Below are 17,326 nucleotides of genomic sequence, written 5' to 3'. Positions count from 1 at the left end.
CGCCTGCCGGCACCTTCTCCCCGTATAGGGACGGGGAGAAGGGGCTGACCGTGACGTCGGCGCTATCTTGCAACGTCAGCGATTGGCGAAACTGTCGATGAGGGCGTCTTTCTCCCCGTTACTATGCGGGGAGAAATGCCCGGCAGGGCTATGAGGGGCGGCACCGACGCGCACCAAAGAAGCACGAAATTGAACCGGCAGTCAGTTCGGACCAGAAACTTACCCTGCGAACTGCCTGGCCAGTATCAGCACAGCGGCACCGGCCAAAAACATCGACATCAACCCGCCGCGCAGCGACACGGCCGCGGCGACGATCAGCGCTGCCCATTCGGCGGGACCGGCGCCAAGCGCCGCCGGCGCGACCAGCGTGGTCAGCACCGCCGCCGGCACGGCGTTCAGCCCGGCCTCGACGCGCGGATGGACGTTGTCGAAGCGCGAGATGACCAGGTGGCCGCCGACGCGGGTGAGATAGGTGGCGACAGCACCGGCGATGATGATCCAGAAAGTGGTGCTCATGGCCGTTCCCCCACGCCGCTGTGATGCGGCGGCAGTATGACGGCGAGCAGCACGCCGGCGACGGCGCCGATGGAAACGTGCCAGGGCGAGCCTACCGTCTTGGAGGCGATGGTGGAGGCAACGGCGCTCGCCACGACCACAGGCAGCCACAGCGGCCGCTTGCGGAAGCCCATGACGAGGCCGAGGAAATAGATCGGCAGCAGGAAGTCGATGCCCAGCGCGTGCGTGTCGGGAATGAGCTTGCCGAACACCGCGCCAAGCGCGCTTTCGATCACCCAGAACACATAGACCGGCAGGCCGAGCCCGAGATACCAGGCAAAGCCGACGGTCTCGCCGGATTGCGCCCTCGCCTCCGACACGGCGTATTGCGGATCGGTCATGATGAAGAAGCCGAGCGCCTGCTGCACCACCGGCCAGTGCGCGATGCGCCGGCCGAGGCCGGCGGAATAGAGCACGTGGCGGAAATTCACGGCGAAGATCGACAGCACGATCAGCCACGGCGCGACATGCTGGCCGAACAGTTCGATACCGACCATCTGGCTGGCGCCGCCGAAGATCAGCGCGCTCATCAGGAAGGCCTCAAGGACCGAGAAACCATTGTCGACGGCAATTGCCCCGAACAGCAGCGCGAATGGCGCCGAAGCGACCACGACCGGCATCGAGAGCCGAACGCCGTCCCAGAAATCGCTCTTCGCACTGCTTTCGGAAATCGCTTCCGCCGACATGGATCGCTCCCTTTGACGGCCTGATGTAGGGAGCGTCGCCCTCCTTGTCACACCAATTCGCTTGAGCCGAACAATCAGCGGAAATGATCACCGGTGCACGCGAGCAAGGCTCCGCGCTATTGCGCCTTGCCCTGGATCGCCCTGCCCCAGTCGAGCAGCGGCTTGGCGCGCAAGGTGAAATCGACGAGCTCGTCGACCAGCGCCGGCGAGTGGATTCCGGCCGGATCGATTGCATGCTGGACGTAAAAGTGCCGGTTGCGGATGGCTTCGGCCAGGTCGCTGTCGGTGACATGCTCAAAGCCGCGCGGCGTGCGCTTCATGCGGTCCTCGGTCTCGAATTCGAGACCGTTTTTCTTCAACGCCGCCACCAGCGCGCGATACTTCTCCGGCCTTGCCGCGATGGCGTTGCGCATGGCGAGCAGCAGTTCTGGACTGGGCTGCCACCAGGCGACGCCGGAGAAGCACCGCTCGAGCCCGATATGCACGTAGAAAACGCCCTGCTCCATCTTGGTGCCATCAGGCGACAGGATCGCCGACAGATGCCGGTTGTAGGGCCGCTTGTCCTTGGAGAAGCGCACGTCGCGATTGATGCGGAACAGCGACTTCTTGCGGTCGCCGCGCAGTCCGAGCCCAGCCGCGGCGAAACGCTCGGTCAGCGTCTCGACAAGATCGCAGAACGGCTCGTGCAGTTCGCTCTCATAGAGGTCGCGGTTCTCCTGGAACCATTCCCGGTTCTGGTGGAAGTCGAGCGCCTTGAGGAACGGAATGGCCTTTTGGCCAAACCCCTTGAACGCGCCGGCCATCAGCCGCCCCTGCCGATCCGCTGCAGCCAGGTGTCCTCGTCGATCACCTCGATGCCGAGCGCAGTGGCATCCTTCAGCTTCGAGCCGGCGCCCGGGCCGGCCACGACGAGATCGGTCTTGGCGGAAACCGAGCCCGCGACCTTGGCGCCGAGACGTTCCGCCATCGCCTTTGCCTCGGAGCGCGTCATCTTCTCCAACGAGCCGGTGAACACGACCGTCTTGCCGGAGACTTCGCTGCCGGCCGAGATTTCCACAATGTACGGCTTCGGATGCACCTGCGCGAGCAGTGCCTCCAGCACGTCGTCGTTGCGTTCATTGCCGAAGAAATCGCGCAGCGCGCCGATCACCGTGTCGCCAATGCCGTTGATCGACGGGAAGACGTCGTGCGGATCGTCGGCCGCAGCGGTCTCCTTGCCGACACGGATCAGCTCTTCCATGGTCGAGAAGGTCCTGGCAAGCACGGCGGCCGTCGTCTCGCCGATATGGCGGATGCCGAGGGCGAAGATGAAGCGGTCCAGCTCCGGCTCGCGGCGCGCGTCGATCGCGGCGAACAGCTTGTCGAGGCCTTCATAGTTGCGCTCCTCGGCGCTGCGCACATTCTTGCGCGTCTTGCCCGATGCGGCCTCGCGCAGCCTCGCCTGCTCCTCGCGCCGCCCGGCCAGGGCCCTGGTGACGTCGGGGCGGCGGTCCTTGAGCGTGAAGATGTCGGCGGCGGTCTTGATCAGTCCGGCGTTGAAGAACAGGTCGATGTTTTCCGCGCCCAGCCCCTCGATATCCATGGCGCCGCGCGAGACGAAATGGCGCAATCCCTCAACGGCCTGCGCGGCGCAGATCAGCTCGCCGGTGCAGCGCCGGCGTGAATCCTCCTTGCCGGTCTTCTCGTTGATCTCGCGCGTCGCTGGCGAGCCGCAGATCGGGCAGGTATGCGGAAATTCGTAAGGCACGGCATCGGCCGGACGCTTGTCGATGACGACGCTGACGATCTGCGGAATGACGTCCCCTGCCCGCTGGATCACCACCGTATCGCCGATGCGGACATCGATACCGTCGCGGATCGGCAGGCCGTTGCTGTCCAGGCCCTTGATATAGTCCTCGTTGTGTAGCGTGACGTTCTCGACCACGACGCCCCCGACCGTAACGGGCGCCAACCGCGCCACGGGCGCAAGCGTGCCGGTGCGGCCGACCTGGATGTCGATCTTCTGCACGGTGGTCATCGCCTGCTCCGCCGGGAATTTGTGGGCGACGGCCCAGCGCGGCTCGCCGGTGACGAACCCCCACCGGCGCTGCAATTCCAGCTGGTCGACCTTGTAGACGACACCGTCGATGTCGTAGCCGAGCGACGAACGCTGCTCCTCGATCCGATGGTATTGCGCGATCAGCTCCTCGATCGACTTCGCCCGCACCATCAGCGGACTGACCTTGAACCCCCACTCGGCGAATTTCTGCACCGAATCATATTGGGTCGGAGCCGGGTCCGCCGTCGTGTACCCCCAGGCATAGGCGAAGAATTTGAGGTTGCGGCTAGCGGTGACCGACGGATCCTTCTGGCGCAGCGACCCGGCGGCCGTGTTGCGCGGATTGACGTAGTCCTGGCCGCCGGCAGCCGCTGAGCGTTCCTTCAGCGCCTCGAACTCCGCATAGGTCATGTAGACCTCGCCGCGTATCTCGATGCTGTCGGGCCAGCCCGACCCTCTCAGGGTCTTCGGGATATCCGCGATCGTCTTGAGATTGGCGGTGATGTCCTCGCCGACGGCGCCGTCGCCGCGCGTTGCACCCTGCACGAACACGCCGCGTTCGTAGCGCAGTGAGGCCGACAGCCCGTCGATTTTCGGCTCGGCGGTGAAGGCGATGTCCAGGTCCTTGTCGCGGTCGAAGAACCGCCGGCCGCGCTCGATGAAGTCGGCGACGTCCTCATCGGTATAGGCCTTGGCGAGGCTGAGCATCGGCACCGCATGGCGTATCTTGGCAAAGCCTTCCGCCGGCGGCGCGCCGACCCGACGCGACGGCGAATCTTCGCGCACCAAATCGGGGAAGCGATCTTCGATCGCGAGGTTGCGGCGCGCCAGCGCGTCATATTCGGCGTCCGAGATCGTCGGCGCATCTTCGGTGTGATAGCGCCGGTCATGCTCGGCGATCTCCGCCGCCAGCCGCTTCAGTTCGTGTGCGGCCTCGCTTTCGCTCAGCGAATCGACTGGTTTTTCCGACATGCTTGGCAGTCCCTGAGTTGTGCGCGCCACTATAAATCAGGATTCGCCGACCGGGAGTCGGCTTGCGAATAAATCATTCCTGAACAGCAGGATGCAGCCATATCCTGACTCAGATTCCAAGCACGGAGAATCAAGCACCCAGGATGTGTTGAGATTCAGGTCAGGCCGAGTCGAGAAGGGTGGCTTCCGAGAACCGGAGCGGAGCGTACTTTTGGGTACGCGAGCACCGGAAGCGCAGGAAGCCGCCGTTCGCAGGCCGGCCTCACCTGAATATCAACGCAGCCTAGGCTGCCGCCGTGTTCTCGCGCAGCAGACGCTCCGCCGCCGCGCGCGCCTCGTCGGTGATGGTGGCGCCGGCCAGCATGCGCGCAATCTCCTCCTGGCGCGCCGGCCGGTCCATCTCGGCAACGCCGGTGGCGACCTTGTCGGTGCCGCCGGATTTGGAGATCAGGAAATGCGTCGCCGCGCGCGCCGCCACTTGCGGCGCGTGGGTGACGGACAGCACCTGCACGCGCTTCGACAACCTGGCCAGCCGCTGGCCGATGGCATCCGCCACGGCGCCGCCGACCCCGGTGTCGATTTCGTCGAAGACCAGCGTCGGCGCCGAGCCGCGGTCGGCCAGCGCCACCTTCAGCGCCAGGAGGAAGCGCGACAGTTCGCCGCCGGAAGCGACCTTCATCATCGGCCCGGGCCTGGTGCCCGGATTGGTGCGCACCCAGAACTCGACCTGGTCGATGCCTTCTTCCATCCGGCTCGAGGCATCGCTCGCCAGCTCGACGATGAACTCAGCGCGTTCGAGCTTGAGCGCCGGCAATTCGGCCATCACCGCCCTGGTCAGGCCGACGGCGGCGGCATGGCGAAGCGAGGACAGTTGCGCGGCTGAGATGTCGTAGGCTTCGCGCGCCGCTGCCGCCTGCTTCTCCAGGCCGTGCAGGCGGTCCTCGCCGGCGTCGAGATCGGCGAGGTCGGCGGCCATCGTGTCACGCAACTGCGCTAGATCGTCGACCGCGACGCTGTGCTTGCGCGAGGCGGCGCGCAGCGAAAACAGCCGTTCTTCCGCCTTCTCCAGCCGTTGCGGATCATATTCGGTGGCGCGCAGCGCCGCCTCGACGCCCGACTGCGCCGCATCGAGCGACAGCATCGCCTCGTCGAGCGACTTCACCACGTCGTCGAGCAGGCCCGGCGCCTCTCCCGCCTTGCGCTGCAGGCGCCTGAGCAGGCTGGCCAGCTGCGGCAGCGGCGAGGACGGTCCCGAAAGCACGTCCTGCGCGTCGTGGATTTCCGAGGCGATCTTTTCCGCCCGCATCATCGTGGCGCGCAGTTCGGCAAGCTCGCTCTCCTCGCCCGGCTGCGGATCGAGCTTCGCCAGTTCGGCGACGGAGGCGCGCAGATAGTCGGCTTCGCGCGCCGCGGCCTCGACCTTGGCGCGATGCTTGGCAAGGTCCTGCTCGCAGCCGCGCCAGTAGCGCCAGGCTTCGCCCGTCGCGCGCGCGGCGCCGAGATGGCCGCCGAAACTGTCCAGCAATTCGCGATGCGCGCCCGGATCGACCAACGCCCGCTCGTCGTGCTGACCATGGATCTCGACCAGCACATGGCCGATATCGCGCATCAGCGTGACACTGGACGGCTGATCGTTGACGAAAACGCGCGTGCGGCCGTCGGCCGTCTGCACGCGGCGCAGGATGATGTCGCCGTCATCCTCGATGGCGTTGTCGGCAAGCAGCGCGCGGGCCGGATGGTTGCGCGGCACGTCGAACACGGCAATGACCTGGCCTTGGGCAGCGCCATGGCGCACGAGTGCTGCATCGCCGCGCGCGCCGAGTGCCAGGGACAGCGCATCGAGCAGGATTGATTTGCCGGCGCCGGTCTCGCCGGTGAGTACCGAGAGGCCGGGCAAGAAGTCGATGTCCAGCTTCTCGATCAGGACGATATCGCGGATCGACAGCCTGGACAGCATCGCGGATGTCAGGCGCCGGTGATCAGCTTCCCGGCCTTGGATATCCACGACCCGGCATTTTCGCGCGGCTCAAGCCCATTGCTCTGCAGGAGCTTGTAGGAATCCTTGTACCACTGGCTGTCGGGATAGTTGGTGCCGAGCACCGCCGCGGCGGTCTGCGCTTCCGAGGTCAGCCCCATGGCGTAGTAGGTTTCGGTCAGGCGCGCCAGCGCCTCCTCGACATGGCGAGTGTTGGAATAGGTTTCGACAACGGTGCGGAAACGCTTGACGGCGGCGATGTATTCGCGGCGCTCGAGATAGTAGCGGCCGATCTGCATCTCCTTGCCGGCAAGCTGGTCGGTGGCGAAGCGGATCTTCTCCTTGGCGTCGTCGACATATTCTGACGTCGGCCAGCGCGTCACCAGATCCTGCATCGTCTGTACGGTGAGGCGAGCTTCCTTCTGGTCCTGCGTGACGTCCTTGATCTGACGGTAGTAGCTCAGCCCGATGATATACTGGGCGTAGGCGGCGTCATCCGTCGACGGGTAGAGGGTCAGATAGCGCTTGGCCGAGCCGATCGCCTCGTCGTAGTGGCCGGCGCGATAGTCGGCGAAAGCGCCCATCACCATCGATTTGCGGGCGAATTCCGAATACGGGTGCTGGCGGTCGACCGCGTCGAACTTCTTGCTCGCCTCGTCCAGGCGGCCGGCATTCAGATTGGCGAGGCCCTGATTGTAGAGGACGTCCGCCGGCTCGGTCTGATCGACATAGGTCGACAGGTCGACGTCCTTCTCGGAGGACATGCAGGCAGACAGGACGAGCGATGGAACAACCACCGAAAGCGCCAGGAAAACAGCCCGGCGCGGCGCTTTCGATTGACCAACTCGCTTGAAGAACATGATTGGATTCCGCCCTTTCGGCGTCATTTCAGTCGTCATTTCGCTCTGGGGCAGCAGCCATAGACCATAACCGCCTTGCCCGGCAACGCTATCTCCGGCCAATCGCACATTTTTGTGGCGGTTTGGCACTGCCGCCGCAATGGTACGATTTCACCTGCTGGTGATGCATCCATGCAACACCGGGTCGGCCGCCACAAAGCCGGAAAATCGTTAAGAATCAGATCATCCAGGGCGCGTAGAGCGGCGCACTCACGGCAATCATTTCGGCGCTGCGACCACGCTCGCGACGTGTGGTTTCGACGATCTCGAATGCAGACCGGTCGGACAGAAGCCGACGCAAAGCCGCCGCATTCATCCTGTGGCCGCCGCGATAGGAGCGGAAGCACCCGATGAAGCGGGCGCCGGCGAGCGCCAGGTCGCCCATGGCGTCCAGCGTCTTGTGGCGCGCGAATTCGTTGGCATAGCGAAGGCCGCCCATGTTGATGACGCGGTTGTCGTCACCGATCACCAGCGAGTTCTCCAGCGACGCACCGAGCGCGTAGCCGGCGGCCCAGAGACGCTCGACGTCCTTCATGAAGCCAAAAGTGCGGGCGCGCGCGATGTCACGGCGGAAAATGTCGGGATTGATGTCGGAGGCGAAGAGCTGGCGGCCGATGGCCGGGCTCTCGAAATCGATCTCGATCTCGAAGCGCGTGCCGTCATAAGGCCTGAACTCGGCCCAAGAGGCGCCATTCTCGATGCGGACCGGCTTGACCACCCGGATGTAGCGGCGCTTGACCGGCAGCGTCTCGATGCCCGCCTGGTCGAAGGCTTCGACAAAGGGCACGGCGCTGCCGTCGAGGATCGGAACCTCACGGCCGTCGATTTCGATGACCAGATTGTCGACGCCAAGTCCAAAGACCGCGGCCATCAGATGTTCGACCGTGCCGATGTGCTCACCCGCCGGATCGCCGAGCATGGTGCAGAGGTCGGTCGCACCGACTTCGGAGACAAGCGCACGAAACTCACGGCTCTCGCCGCCATTGGAAAGCTGGAAGACAATGCCGGTATCGGCGTCCGCGGGCAGAAAATGAACGGTGACGGGCTTGCCGCTATGGACGCCTGTACCCGTCAGCGTCGCGCGCGATTTTAGTGTCGTCTGATAGTCGTGCAAGACAAACCCCATGGCCCATACTGCCTGCGTCCGCTTCATCGCTTCCTGGAGTATTTTGCGGCCGGATGGATCACCCGGCGTGCGCATACATGCGGCAAAATAAACAAGACCGTGCGGCTCTTGATATGATCGGCAGGCAGGGCCAACTCCCCGAATCCCGGCAAGCCGATAGTGCTCGGGCGAAGATAATGGTCCGGCCGGGAGAGTCCAAATCACGGTTTCTTACCCTCTGTAACCGCGATCGGACGCAAGCAGGCGTTTGTAACACCTTGTTTTTGCAGCACTTAATATATTAACAGGCAAACAATCGCTTGTCTGCCTGTTAACAACTGTTACGAACCGTTAACGGTCAATTGGCCTGGCGGCGCAGGAACGCCGGGATCTCCAGCTGGTCGTCGTCCTGCACGGCCCGGCTCTGCGGCGTCAGCCGGCCCTGGTCGTCGAGCTGGCCGCGGCGCGGCGCGTAGAGCTGCGGATCCTGGCTGGCTAGACGGCGCACTTCCGGTGCCGCCTGGCGCAGTTTCGGCTCGCGCGGCTGCGCCGGCTGCAGCCGGGCTGGCTCTTCCTCACGGCGCGTCAGCCCATTGGTAAGGCGCTTCAGCAGCCCCATCGGACCGCCGTTCTCATGGTCGGCCGGACGGCTCTTGGCCTCCACCTCGGCCTTCACCACCGGCGGAAAGTCCTCGACGCGCGGCATGCGCTGGGGTGCGGCGGCAACCGGCTGCGGCATCTCCCTGAGCGGCGCGGGCTGCACCACCTGCTGCTGGACGATGGGCTGCGGCTGGGCGGGTGGCGCCTGGAAGATCTTGCTCTGCGGACGGAATTCTTCCGCATGCGCCGTCGGCGCTGGGCGAGCCTGCGCCATCGCGGCGGCATTGGCTTCGGCAAGCTGGATCGCCTCGGCGACCGGATCGGCGGCGCGCGGCTCATAGGTCTGCTGCTGGACCGGCGCCGGCCGGCCCGGGGCGGCAGGACGGCTGACCGGCTTCTGCGGTGCGGCACGGATCGAGATCGGTGCCGCGGCGATTTCGGCCGCCGACTTGTCGATACCGGTGGCGACCACCGAGACGCGGATTACGCCTTCCAGCTCCTCGTCGAAGGTGGCGCCGAGGATGATGTTGGCGTCCTGGTCGACCTCTTCGCGTATGCGGGTCGCGGCTTCGTCGACCTCGAACAGGGTGAGGTCGCGGCCGCCGGTGATCGAGATCAGCAGGCCCTTGGCGCCCTTCATCGAGGTCTCGTCGAGCAGCGGGTTGGCGATCGCTGCCTCGGCGGCGGCCATGGCGCGGCCCTCGCCCGAAGCTTCGCCCGTGCCCATCATCGCCTTGCCCATCTCGCGCATCACCGAGCGGACGTCGGCGAAGTCGAGGTTGATCAGGCCTTCCTTGACCATCAGGTCGGTGATGCAGGCGACACCCGAGTAGAGCACCTGGTCGGCCATGGCGAAGGCATCAGCGAAGGTGGTCTTGTCGTTGGCCAGCCTAAACAGGTTCTGGTTGGGGATGACGATGAGCGTGTCGACGCATTTCTGCAGTTCCTCGATGCCCAAGTCGGCCGTCTTCATGCGGCGCTGGCCCTCGAAGTGGAACGGCTTGGTGACGACGCCGACGGTGAGAATGCCCTTCTCGCGCGCGGCGCGGGCGACTACCGGGGCAGCGCCGGTGCCGGTGCCGCCGCCCATGCCGGCGGTGACGAAGCACATATGGGTATTGGAGAGGTGATCGATGATCTCATCGATGCATTCCTCCGCCGCCGCGCGGCCGACCTCCGGCTGCGAGCCGGCGCCGAGACCCTCGGTGACATGCGCGCCAAGCTGGATCAGCCGTTCCGCCTTCGACATGGTCAGCGCCTGCGCATCGGTGTTCGCCACCACGAACTCGACACCGCGCAAGCCGGCGGTGATCATGTTGTTGACCGCATTGCCGCCGCCGCCGCCTACACCAAACACGGTGATGCGTGGCTTCAGCTCGGTGATGTCCGGCTTTTGCAGATTGATGGTCATTGTCTCCGTCCTTTGCCTTTCCCGCCGCTTCGCCGCTGCGGCCGCCTATGGGGCTGTCCCCGTCAATTTTAGAAACTGTCTCTCAACCACTGACTCATGCGATGCAGTTTTCCACCCGTTCCAGTCATCCTGAGACCGGAAATTCCTTTCACCGAATGGCTCTCGAAGCTCGCCATCTGCGGATAGATCAAAAGCCCGACCGGGGTCGAGAACGCCGGCCCCTTGGCCGCCTCCGGCAGGCCCGCCACGCCGAGCGGGCGGCCGATGCGCACATTGCGGCCGAGGATGCGGCGCGCTGCTTCCGGCAGACCGGAAAGCTGGCTGGCGCCGCCGGTGAGCACAACGCGCTTGCCGACGGCATTGCCGTAGCCGGACTTGTTCAGCCGGTCGCGCAAAAGCTCCAGCGTCTCGTCGATACGGGCGCGAATGATGCGCGTCATCATCGAGCGCGGTATCTGCAAGGGCACCTCGCCTTCCTCGCCGATCGGCTGAATCGAGACGAGGTCGCGATCGTCCGCGCTGCCGGGCAGCGCCGAACCGTGCATCACCTTCAGCCGCTCGGCGGCATCGAGAGAGGTCGACAGGCCCTTGGCCATGTCGAGCGTTACATGATTGCCGCCGATAGCGATGGCGTCGCCATGAACGAACTTGCCTTCCGCGAACACTGAGATCGTCGTCGTACCGCCACCCATGTCGATGCAGGCGGCGCCCATCTCGAGCTCATCGTCGACGAGTGCGGCAAGTCCACTGGCATAGGGGGTTGCCACCATGCGCTCGACCGAGAGATGCGAACGGTTGATGCAGAGCTCCAGGTTGCGCAGCGGCGCGGAATCGCCTGTCAGCACATGCATGTCGACGCCCAGCGTGTCGCCGACCATGCCGCGTGGATCGCGCACGCCGCGCTCGGCGTCGAGCGAGAAGCCGACTGGAAGCGAATGGATCACCTCACGCTCGGCCTTCAACGCCTGCTTGGCACCGGCGGCAAGCACGCGCTTGATGTCGGCCTCGTCGGCCTGATGGCCGCCGAGATTGATCGTGGCCGAGAAGGTCTCGCTCTTCAGCCTTCCGGCGGTCATGTTGACGATCAGCGAATCCACCGTCAGCCCGGCCATGCGCTCAGCGGCGTCGACGGCCAGACGGATGGCATGCTCGGCGCGGTCGAGATCGACGACCACGCCCGACTTCACGCCTTGCGATTTCTGGTGGCCGATGCCGATCACCTGGATGCGATGCGAGCGCCCGCGCAAAAGCTTGCCGTCCTCACGCGGCTTCAGCTTCGCCACCACACAGCAAACCTTGCTCGAGCCGACGTCGAGCACCGTCAGCGTGCCGGACCGGCGCGAGGAGGCGTCGCTGTTGCCGCCAAGCCAGCTCATATCTTCGTCTCCGGCTTGCGCTTCAGATTCTGCGGCTTTTCGTTGAGCGTGGCCTCGCGCTGCGTCGCCGCCTCCGGCGTCAACTGCACGACGAGGCGGTCGGACAGGCGCATGTCGACGGCTGCGATGTCGCGCGTCAGAAGGCCGTTGTCGCGGTCCATCCTGACCAGTTCGGCGATCGCCTGGTCTTCGCCGTCTTCCGGCAACTTAACCGTGATGCCGTTCTCCAGCTTCAGGTCCCAGCGCCGCTCGCCGACGCGGATATAGCCTTTGACTCGCGCCGCAAGCTCGGGATAGCGCTTCACCTTGGCAAGGAAGTCCGGCGCCGTGGCTGGCGCGCCGGTGCCGATGATCAGCGGCAGCAGCGCCTGCTTGCCGCCTGAGAACGGGGCGATGACCTGGCCGTCGCGCTCGATGACCGAAAGCGAATTGCCCTGCTGCCAGAGCGCGAAAGGCTCACGCTCCTCGACGCGCACTTCCAGCGTATGCGGATAGACCTTGCGTACCGCCGCGACCTCGACCCAGGGTAGCGTCCTGATCCGCTCGCGCGCGGCCTCGGCATCGAATCCGATCAGCGAGGTCCAGCCGTCAAGCTCGAGCCGGTCCAGTATGTCGATCTCGGAGGTCTCGCGGTTGCCAACCACCTTGATCTGATCGACTGCGAAACCGGTGCGCGCCGTGATGCCCTGAACGACGCCGTCGATCTGCCCGCCAAGATAGGCGCCGTAGGCGCTGCCGGACCCAATCAGCACAGCCGAAAGGATCGCAGCGGAGAAAGGCGGGGCGGTGAATTCACCACCGCCGAGGCGCGCCAGGACGCGCACCGGCCGGCGAAACATGCGCGGCAACACGAAATGGTCGAACGACAACGGCAGACCGAACAGCGCCGGCCCGGCGCCCGCCCCCTTGCCCTGTCCCCACCTCAACGCAGACACGAAGCGTCCTCCACCATCCAACTCAACAGTTCGCCGAACGAATGCCCCGCTTGTGCGGCGATTTCAGGCACCAGAGACGTCGGCGTCATGCCCGGCTGGGTGTTGATCTCGAGCCAGACAACCTCGCCGTTTTCGGAGTGACGGTCGTCGTAACGGAAGTCCGACCGGGAAACGCCCCGGCAACCGATAGCTTGGTGAGCCTTAAGCGCCAGTGTCTGTATTTTTGGTAAATATTCGGTGAAATTTTAGCAGGGGTTTCGTGTTTTGATCCGCCCGCCACGTATTTCGAATCGTAATCGTAGAAGGAATGGCCGGTCGGAATGATCTCGCAGACGCCGAGCGCCACATCGCCCATCACCGCGCAGGTCAGCTCACGCCCATGGATGTAGCGCTCGACCATGACGGTGTCGCCATATTTCCATTCGGACGAGCCGATGACCTGCGGCGGATGCGACTGCCCTTCATGCACGATGACGACGCCGAAGCTCGATCCTTCGTTGACCGGCTTGACCACGTAGGGCGGCTTCATCGGATGCTTGTTCTGGATGGCGAAGCGGTTGGCCACCTTCGATTCCGCCACCAGGATGCCGGCTGCCTTGGCGACTTTCTTGGCCTGCTCCTTGTTCATGGCCAGCGCCGAGGCAAGCACGCCGGAATGCGTGTAGGGGATTTCGAGATATTCGAGGACACCCTGAATGGTGCCGTCCTCACCGAACGGACCGTGCAGCGCATTGAAGGCAACGTCAGGCTTGAGCGCGACAAGCACGGAGCCGACATCGCGCGCAACGTCGACCCGGGTGACGCGATAGCCTTCATTCTCGAGCGCATCCGCACATGCCTTCCCCGAGGACAGGGACACGGGCCGCTCCGACGAAAAACCACCGAGCAGGACGGCCACATGCTTGTTCTTCATCTCCCGTCATCCCCTCTCACGGCGGGCCGCGACTGACATTTCCACACCAGCATTCCCGCACGGTGAGTCCGAGTCTTCCGGCAGGTTGCCCCCCAGACGGAAAACGCGACCGACGCGTCGAACGACTCAAATCAGGAAACGCTTGAGGCCAGAGAATCAGAGAGTTGATTCGCTGGCAAGTCCTTAAGATTCCGAGAGATTCACTTTCCGCGAAAACAGTTGCGAAAAGTGTGTCGTAGAGTCTTTGGGGCAACGGTCCCTGGGCCGTTACGGATCGCCGAAGTTCATGTATTACTTGAACTTCGCCACACCCTGGAGGTGCGCTGAGTTCCAGCTCAGGCCGGCATCGCCTGAGCGCCGGCACGCCTTAGAGGAGTTGCCCCAGGAATTCCTGAACCGCATGGCCGGACCGGAAATCGCCGAGGCGCTTGATTTCCCAATGCAGCCGGACGCCCGAATTCTCGAGCACCCGCGCGCGCACGGTCTCGCCGAGATATTCGAGGTCGTAGCCGGTCGCGGTGCCGGTGTTGATCATGAAATTGCAATGCATCGGCGACATCTGCGCGCCGCCGATCATCAAGCCACGGCAGCCGGCCTTGTCGATCTCCTTCCAGGCCGAGGTGCCCTCCGGATTCTTGAACGTCGAGCCGCCGGTCTTCTCGCGGATCGGCTGCACCGTCTCGCGATGGTTCTGCACCGCATCCATCGCCGCCTTGATCGTCGCCTGGTCTTCCGGATGCCCCTCGAACAGCGCCGAGGTGAAGATCAGCCCCGAAGGTGCCGCCGAATGCCGATAGGCATAGCCCATGTCGGCATTGCTGAGCGTGTGAAGATTGCCCTTGCGGTCGAGCGCCCGCACCTCGACGACGCGTTCGCGCGTCTCGACGCCATTGGCGCCGGCGTTCATCCTCAGCGCACCGCCGACGGCGCCGGGAATGCCGTGGTAGAAATGGAAGCCGCCGATCCCCGCCTCATAGGCGACGGCCGCGAGGCGCTTGTCGGGCGTTGCGGCGCCGGCCCTGATTGTGGTCGGCGAAACGACTTCCGCCTCGCCAAAGCCCTTGGCCGAAAGCCGGATGACGAAACCTGGAATGCCGCCGTCGCGCACCAGGAGGTTCGAGCCGACGCCGACGACGGTCAGCGGGATTTCCTCCGGCACGGCGCGTAGGAAGGCGGCGAGGTCCTCCTCGTCAGCCGGCTGGAACAGCGCGTCCGCCAGGCCGCCGGCGCGAAACCAGGTGATCTTGTCCATCTCGGCGTTGGGCGTGACGCGGCCGCGCAGGCCGGCCAGCCGGTCGCCAAGCTTTTCGATCAGGGCCTGGCCGCGCATCATGAGGCCGTCCCGCCGAGTTCCTTGGGCAAAGCATAGGCCCATTGCGTGATGTTGCCGGCGCCGAGGAAGACGACGAAGTCGCCCGGCTTGGCCAGTTCGCGGATGATCGGCGCGATCGCCGACGGGCCCTCAATATTGCGCGCGTCGCGATGACCGCCGGCGCGGATGCGCGACACCAGCGCATCCGAAGTGACGCCTTCGATCGGCTCTTCGCCTGCCGCATAGACCGGCGCCACCATCACTGTGTCGGCGTCGTTGAAGCAGACCGAGAACTCGTTGAACAGATCGTGCAGCCGGGTGTAGCGGTGCGGCTGCGCAATAGCGATGACGCGGCCTTTGGTGGCGCTGCGCGCGGCCTTCAGCACCGCCGTGATCTCGACCGGATGGTGGCCGTAATCGTCGAAGATCTCGACGCCGTTCCACGAGCCGGTATGAGTGAAGCGCCGCTTGACGCCGGCGAAGGACGACAGGCCCTTCTTGATCGCCTCGGCGGTGAGGCCAAGCTCATGCGCGACCGCGATCGCGGCGGTCGCGTTGGAGACGTTGTGGCGGCCGGGCATCGGCAGACGCAGATCGGCAATCGTCGTTTGACCGCCCGTCTTGCGGTCGCGGATGACGACGTCAAACTCGGAGGCGGCACCATCCATGCGGTGATTGGTGAAGCGCACGTCGGCCTGCGCGTTCTCGCCATAGGTGATGACGCGCCGGTCCTCGATGCGGCCGACCAGCGCCTGCACCTCGGGATGATCGGTGCACATCACGCCGAAGCCGTAGAACGGCACGTTCTCGACGAACTGGCGAAACGCCTCGCGCACCTTGTCGAAGCTGCCGTAATGGTCGAGATGCTCGGGATCGATGTTGGTGACGACGGCGATGTCGGCCGGCAGCTTCAGGAAGGTGCCGTCGCTCTCGTCGGCCTCGACCACCATCCATTCACCGTCGCCCATGCGGGCGTTGGTGCCATAGGCGTTGATGATGCCGCCATTGATCACGGTCGGGTCGAGCCCGCCCGCTTCGAGCAGTGTCGCCACCATCGAGGTGGTCGTCGTCTTGCCGTGCGTGCCGCCGATCGCAACCGCCTGGCGGAAGCGCATCAGTTCGGCCAGCATCTCGGCGCGGCGCACGACAGGCAGCAGCTTCTCGCGAGCGGCCTTGAGCTCCGGATTGGATTTCTTGATCGCGGTCGAGACGACAACCACTTCGGCATCGCCAAGGTTTTCCGCCTTGTGGCCGACGAAACACTCGATGCCCTTGTCGCGCAGCCGCTGCACATTGGCGCCGTCGGCCTGGTCGGAGCCCTGCACCTTGTAGCCGAGATTGTGCAGCACCTCGGCAATGCCGCTCATACCGATGCCGCCGATGCCGATGAAATGCACAAGGCCGATCGTCTGCGGCATCTTCATGCTTGCGTCCCCTTCCTGAAGTCCGAAACGGTTTTTTTCGACGCAATAGCCTCTGTCAGATCGGCGAGCAACCGCGCCGCGTTCGGTTTTCCGGCCGACCGGGCGGCCGCGGCCATGGCCGACAGCCGATCCGGGTCCTGAATCAGCCCGGCGACCAGCGTGGCGATGCGCTCGGGGGAAAGCGTGGATTGCGGATGCACCTCCGCCCCACCGGCCGCCGCAAGGGCGGCCGCATTCGCCGCCTGGTCGTGGTCGAGCGCGTGCGGATAGGGCACCAGCAGCGCCGGCCGGCCGATGACGGCGATCTCCGACACGGTCGAGGCGCCAGAGCGCGACATCACCAGGTGCGACGCCGCCATCCGCGCCGCCATGTCGGTGAAGAACGGCGACACCTGCGCCTCGACGCCCAGCGACGCATAGGCCGCCTTGACCCGCGCCACGTCCTCGGCGCGCGCCTGCTGTGTGATCATCAGCCGCTTGCGCTCGGCCTCCGGCAGAAGCCCGATTGCCGCGGGCACGGCGTCGGAGAAGAACTGCGCGCCCTGGCTCCCGCCGAACACCAGGAAGCGGAATGGCTCATCGCCGGTCGAAGCCACATAAGGCGTCTTTGCCGCCTCCAGGATCTGCGGCCTGACCGGATTGCCGGTGGTCACCGTCTTGGCGCCGGCAGCACTTTCGTCCTCCGGCAGGAAACCGCCGGCGATGGCGTCGACGCGGCCGGCCAGCGCCCTGTTGGCGCGGCCCATCACCGCGTTCTGCTCATGGATCAGCGACGGCACCCTGCGCCGTGTCGCGGCATAGAGCGGCGGCAATGTCGGATAACCGCCAAAGCCGACGACGGCTTCCGGCTTGATCCTGGCGATGATCTTCGAGGCCTGCCGCACACCGCGCCAGATCGTCCAGAAGGCCGACAGCACCGCCAGCGGATTCTTCGAGCCAAGCGTCGCCGACTGGATCGGATGGATGTTGACAGCCGGGAACTGGCCGGAATAGCGCTCGGCGCGATGGTCGGTGGCCAGATGCACCTTCCAGCCGCGCTCATTGAGCTCATGTGCCAGCGCTTCGGCCGGGAAGAGATGTCCGCCCGTGCCGCCCGCCGCCAGAAGGATCACACCCCGCGACATA

At 65.1% G+C, this 17,326-nt stretch carries 13 protein-coding genes and 1 pseudogene; all 14 read right to left on the bottom strand.

Annotated features, from left to right (window positions below):
* Nucleotides 1–219 precede the first annotated feature (219 nt).
* Nucleotides 220–516, bottom strand: coding sequence for an AzlD family protein (locus tag EJ073_RS00320; RefSeq protein WP_126053910.1), 297 nt, complete (start codon nt 514–516; stop codon nt 220–222).
* Nucleotides 513–1,241 carry an AzlC family ABC transporter permease gene (locus EJ073_RS00315; protein ID WP_126053909.1) on the bottom strand — a complete coding sequence of 243 codons (729 nt, stop codon included), beginning with the start codon at nt 1,239–1,241 and terminating at the stop codon, nt 513–515. Before EJ073_RS00315 ends, EJ073_RS00320 begins: the two co-directional genes overlap by 4 nt.
* A gap of 116 nt (nt 1,242–1,357) precedes the next feature.
* Nucleotides 1,358–2,044 (bottom strand): TIGR02453 family protein, encoded by a 687-nt coding sequence (locus EJ073_RS00310; RefSeq protein ID WP_126053908.1) that lies wholly within the window; start codon nt 2,042–2,044, stop codon nt 1,358–1,360.
* Complete coding sequence (gene ligA / locus EJ073_RS00305) at nt 2,044–4,251, bottom strand: NAD-dependent DNA ligase LigA (RefSeq protein WP_126053907.1); 2,208 nt, start codon at nt 4,249–4,251, stop codon at nt 2,044–2,046. Before ligA ends, EJ073_RS00310 begins: the two co-directional genes overlap by 1 nt.
* Before the next feature lie 283 nt (nt 4,252–4,534).
* Complete coding sequence (recN, locus tag EJ073_RS00300; protein ID WP_126053906.1) at nt 4,535–6,208, bottom strand: DNA repair protein RecN; 1,674 nt, start codon at nt 6,206–6,208, stop codon at nt 4,535–4,537.
* An 8-nt stretch (nt 6,209–6,216) separates the two neighbouring features.
* Nucleotides 6,217–7,086 carry an outer membrane protein assembly factor BamD gene (locus EJ073_RS00295; protein WP_126053905.1) on the bottom strand — a complete coding sequence of 290 codons (870 nt, stop codon included), beginning with the start codon at nt 7,084–7,086 and terminating at the stop codon, nt 6,217–6,219.
* Nucleotides 7,087–7,303: 217 nt separating this feature from the next.
* Nucleotides 7,304–8,251, bottom strand: coding sequence for a UDP-3-O-acyl-N-acetylglucosamine deacetylase (gene lpxC / locus EJ073_RS00290; RefSeq protein ID WP_126053904.1), 948 nt, complete (start codon nt 8,249–8,251; stop codon nt 7,304–7,306).
* A gap of 337 nt (nt 8,252–8,588) precedes the next feature.
* Nucleotides 8,589–10,241 carry a cell division protein FtsZ gene (gene ftsZ, locus EJ073_RS00285; RefSeq protein ID WP_126053903.1) on the bottom strand — a complete coding sequence of 551 codons (1,653 nt, stop codon included), beginning with the start codon at nt 10,239–10,241 and terminating at the stop codon, nt 8,589–8,591.
* Nucleotides 10,242–10,309: 68 nt separating this feature from the next.
* Nucleotides 10,310–11,617 carry a cell division protein FtsA gene (gene ftsA / locus EJ073_RS00280; protein WP_126053902.1) on the bottom strand — a complete coding sequence of 436 codons (1,308 nt, stop codon included), beginning with the start codon at nt 11,615–11,617 and terminating at the stop codon, nt 10,310–10,312.
* Nucleotides 11,614–12,552 (bottom strand): cell division protein FtsQ/DivIB, encoded by a 939-nt coding sequence (locus tag EJ073_RS00275; RefSeq protein WP_126053901.1) that lies wholly within the window; start codon nt 12,550–12,552, stop codon nt 11,614–11,616. The genes ftsA and EJ073_RS00275 overlap by 4 nt, the downstream gene beginning before the upstream one ends.
* Nucleotides 12,540–13,465, bottom strand: a pseudogene (locus EJ073_RS00270) (D-alanine--D-alanine ligase). Before EJ073_RS00270 ends, EJ073_RS00275 begins: the two are co-directional and overlap by 13 nt.
* A gap of 367 nt (nt 13,466–13,832) precedes the next feature.
* The gene (gene murB, locus EJ073_RS00265) at nt 13,833–14,798 is read right to left on the bottom strand and encodes a UDP-N-acetylmuramate dehydrogenase (protein ID WP_126053900.1); all 966 of its coding nucleotides are present in this window, start codon (nt 14,796–14,798) and stop codon (nt 13,833–13,835) included.
* Nucleotides 14,795–16,201, bottom strand: a complete 1,407-nt coding sequence (murC, locus tag EJ073_RS00260) for a UDP-N-acetylmuramate--L-alanine ligase (protein ID WP_126053899.1) — start codon at nt 16,199–16,201, stop codon at nt 14,795–14,797. The genes murB and murC overlap by 4 nt, the downstream gene beginning before the upstream one ends.
* The gene (murG, locus tag EJ073_RS00255) at nt 16,198–17,325 is read right to left on the bottom strand and encodes an undecaprenyldiphospho-muramoylpentapeptide beta-N-acetylglucosaminyltransferase (protein WP_126053898.1); all 1,128 of its coding nucleotides are present in this window, start codon (nt 17,323–17,325) and stop codon (nt 16,198–16,200) included. Before murG ends, murC begins: the two co-directional genes overlap by 4 nt.
* Nucleotide 17,326: the final 1 nt, after the last annotated feature.

This window comes from Mesorhizobium sp. M4B.F.Ca.ET.058.02.1.1 (assembly GCF_003952505.1).
Classification (GTDB): domain Bacteria; phylum Pseudomonadota; class Alphaproteobacteria; order Rhizobiales; family Rhizobiaceae; genus Mesorhizobium.
This window is presented reverse-complemented; position numbering and strand designations above follow the sequence as displayed.

Excerpts from the sequence above, each read along its gene's own strand:
- EJ073_RS00320 (WP_126053910.1), bottom strand. The coding sequence starts at position 516 with ATGAGCACCACTTTCTGGATCATCATCGCCGGTGCTGTCGCCACCTAT.
- EJ073_RS00315 (WP_126053909.1), bottom strand. The coding sequence starts at position 1,241 with ATGTCGGCGGAAGCGATTTCCGAAAGCAGTGCGAAGAGCGATTTCTGG.
- EJ073_RS00310 (WP_126053908.1), bottom strand. The coding sequence starts at position 2,044 with ATGGCCGGCGCGTTCAAGGGGTTTGGCCAAAAGGCCATTCCGTTCCTC.
- ligA (WP_126053907.1), bottom strand. The coding sequence starts at position 4,251 with ATGTCGGAAAAACCAGTCGATTCGCTGAGCGAAAGCGAGGCCGCACAC.
- recN (WP_126053906.1), bottom strand. The coding sequence starts at position 6,208 with ATGCTGTCCAGGCTGTCGATCCGCGATATCGTCCTGATCGAGAAGCTG.
- EJ073_RS00295 (WP_126053905.1), bottom strand. The coding sequence starts at position 7,086 with ATGTTCTTCAAGCGAGTTGGTCAATCGAAAGCGCCGCGCCGGGCTGTT.
- lpxC (WP_126053904.1), bottom strand. The coding sequence starts at position 8,251 with ATGGGGTTTGTCTTGCACGACTATCAGACGACACTAAAATCGCGCGCG.
- ftsZ (WP_126053903.1), bottom strand. The coding sequence starts at position 10,241 with ATGACCATCAATCTGCAAAAGCCGGACATCACCGAGCTGAAGCCACGC.
- ftsA (WP_126053902.1), bottom strand. The coding sequence starts at position 11,617 with ATGAGCTGGCTTGGCGGCAACAGCGACGCCTCCTCGCGCCGGTCCGGC.
- murB (WP_126053900.1), bottom strand. The coding sequence starts at position 14,798 with ATGATGCGCGGCCAGGCCCTGATCGAAAAGCTTGGCGACCGGCTGGCC.
- murC (WP_126053899.1), bottom strand. The coding sequence starts at position 16,201 with ATGAAGATGCCGCAGACGATCGGCCTTGTGCATTTCATCGGCATCGGC.
- murG (WP_126053898.1), bottom strand. The coding sequence starts at position 17,325 with ATGTCGCGGGGTGTGATCCTTCTGGCGGCGGGCGGCACGGGCGGACAT.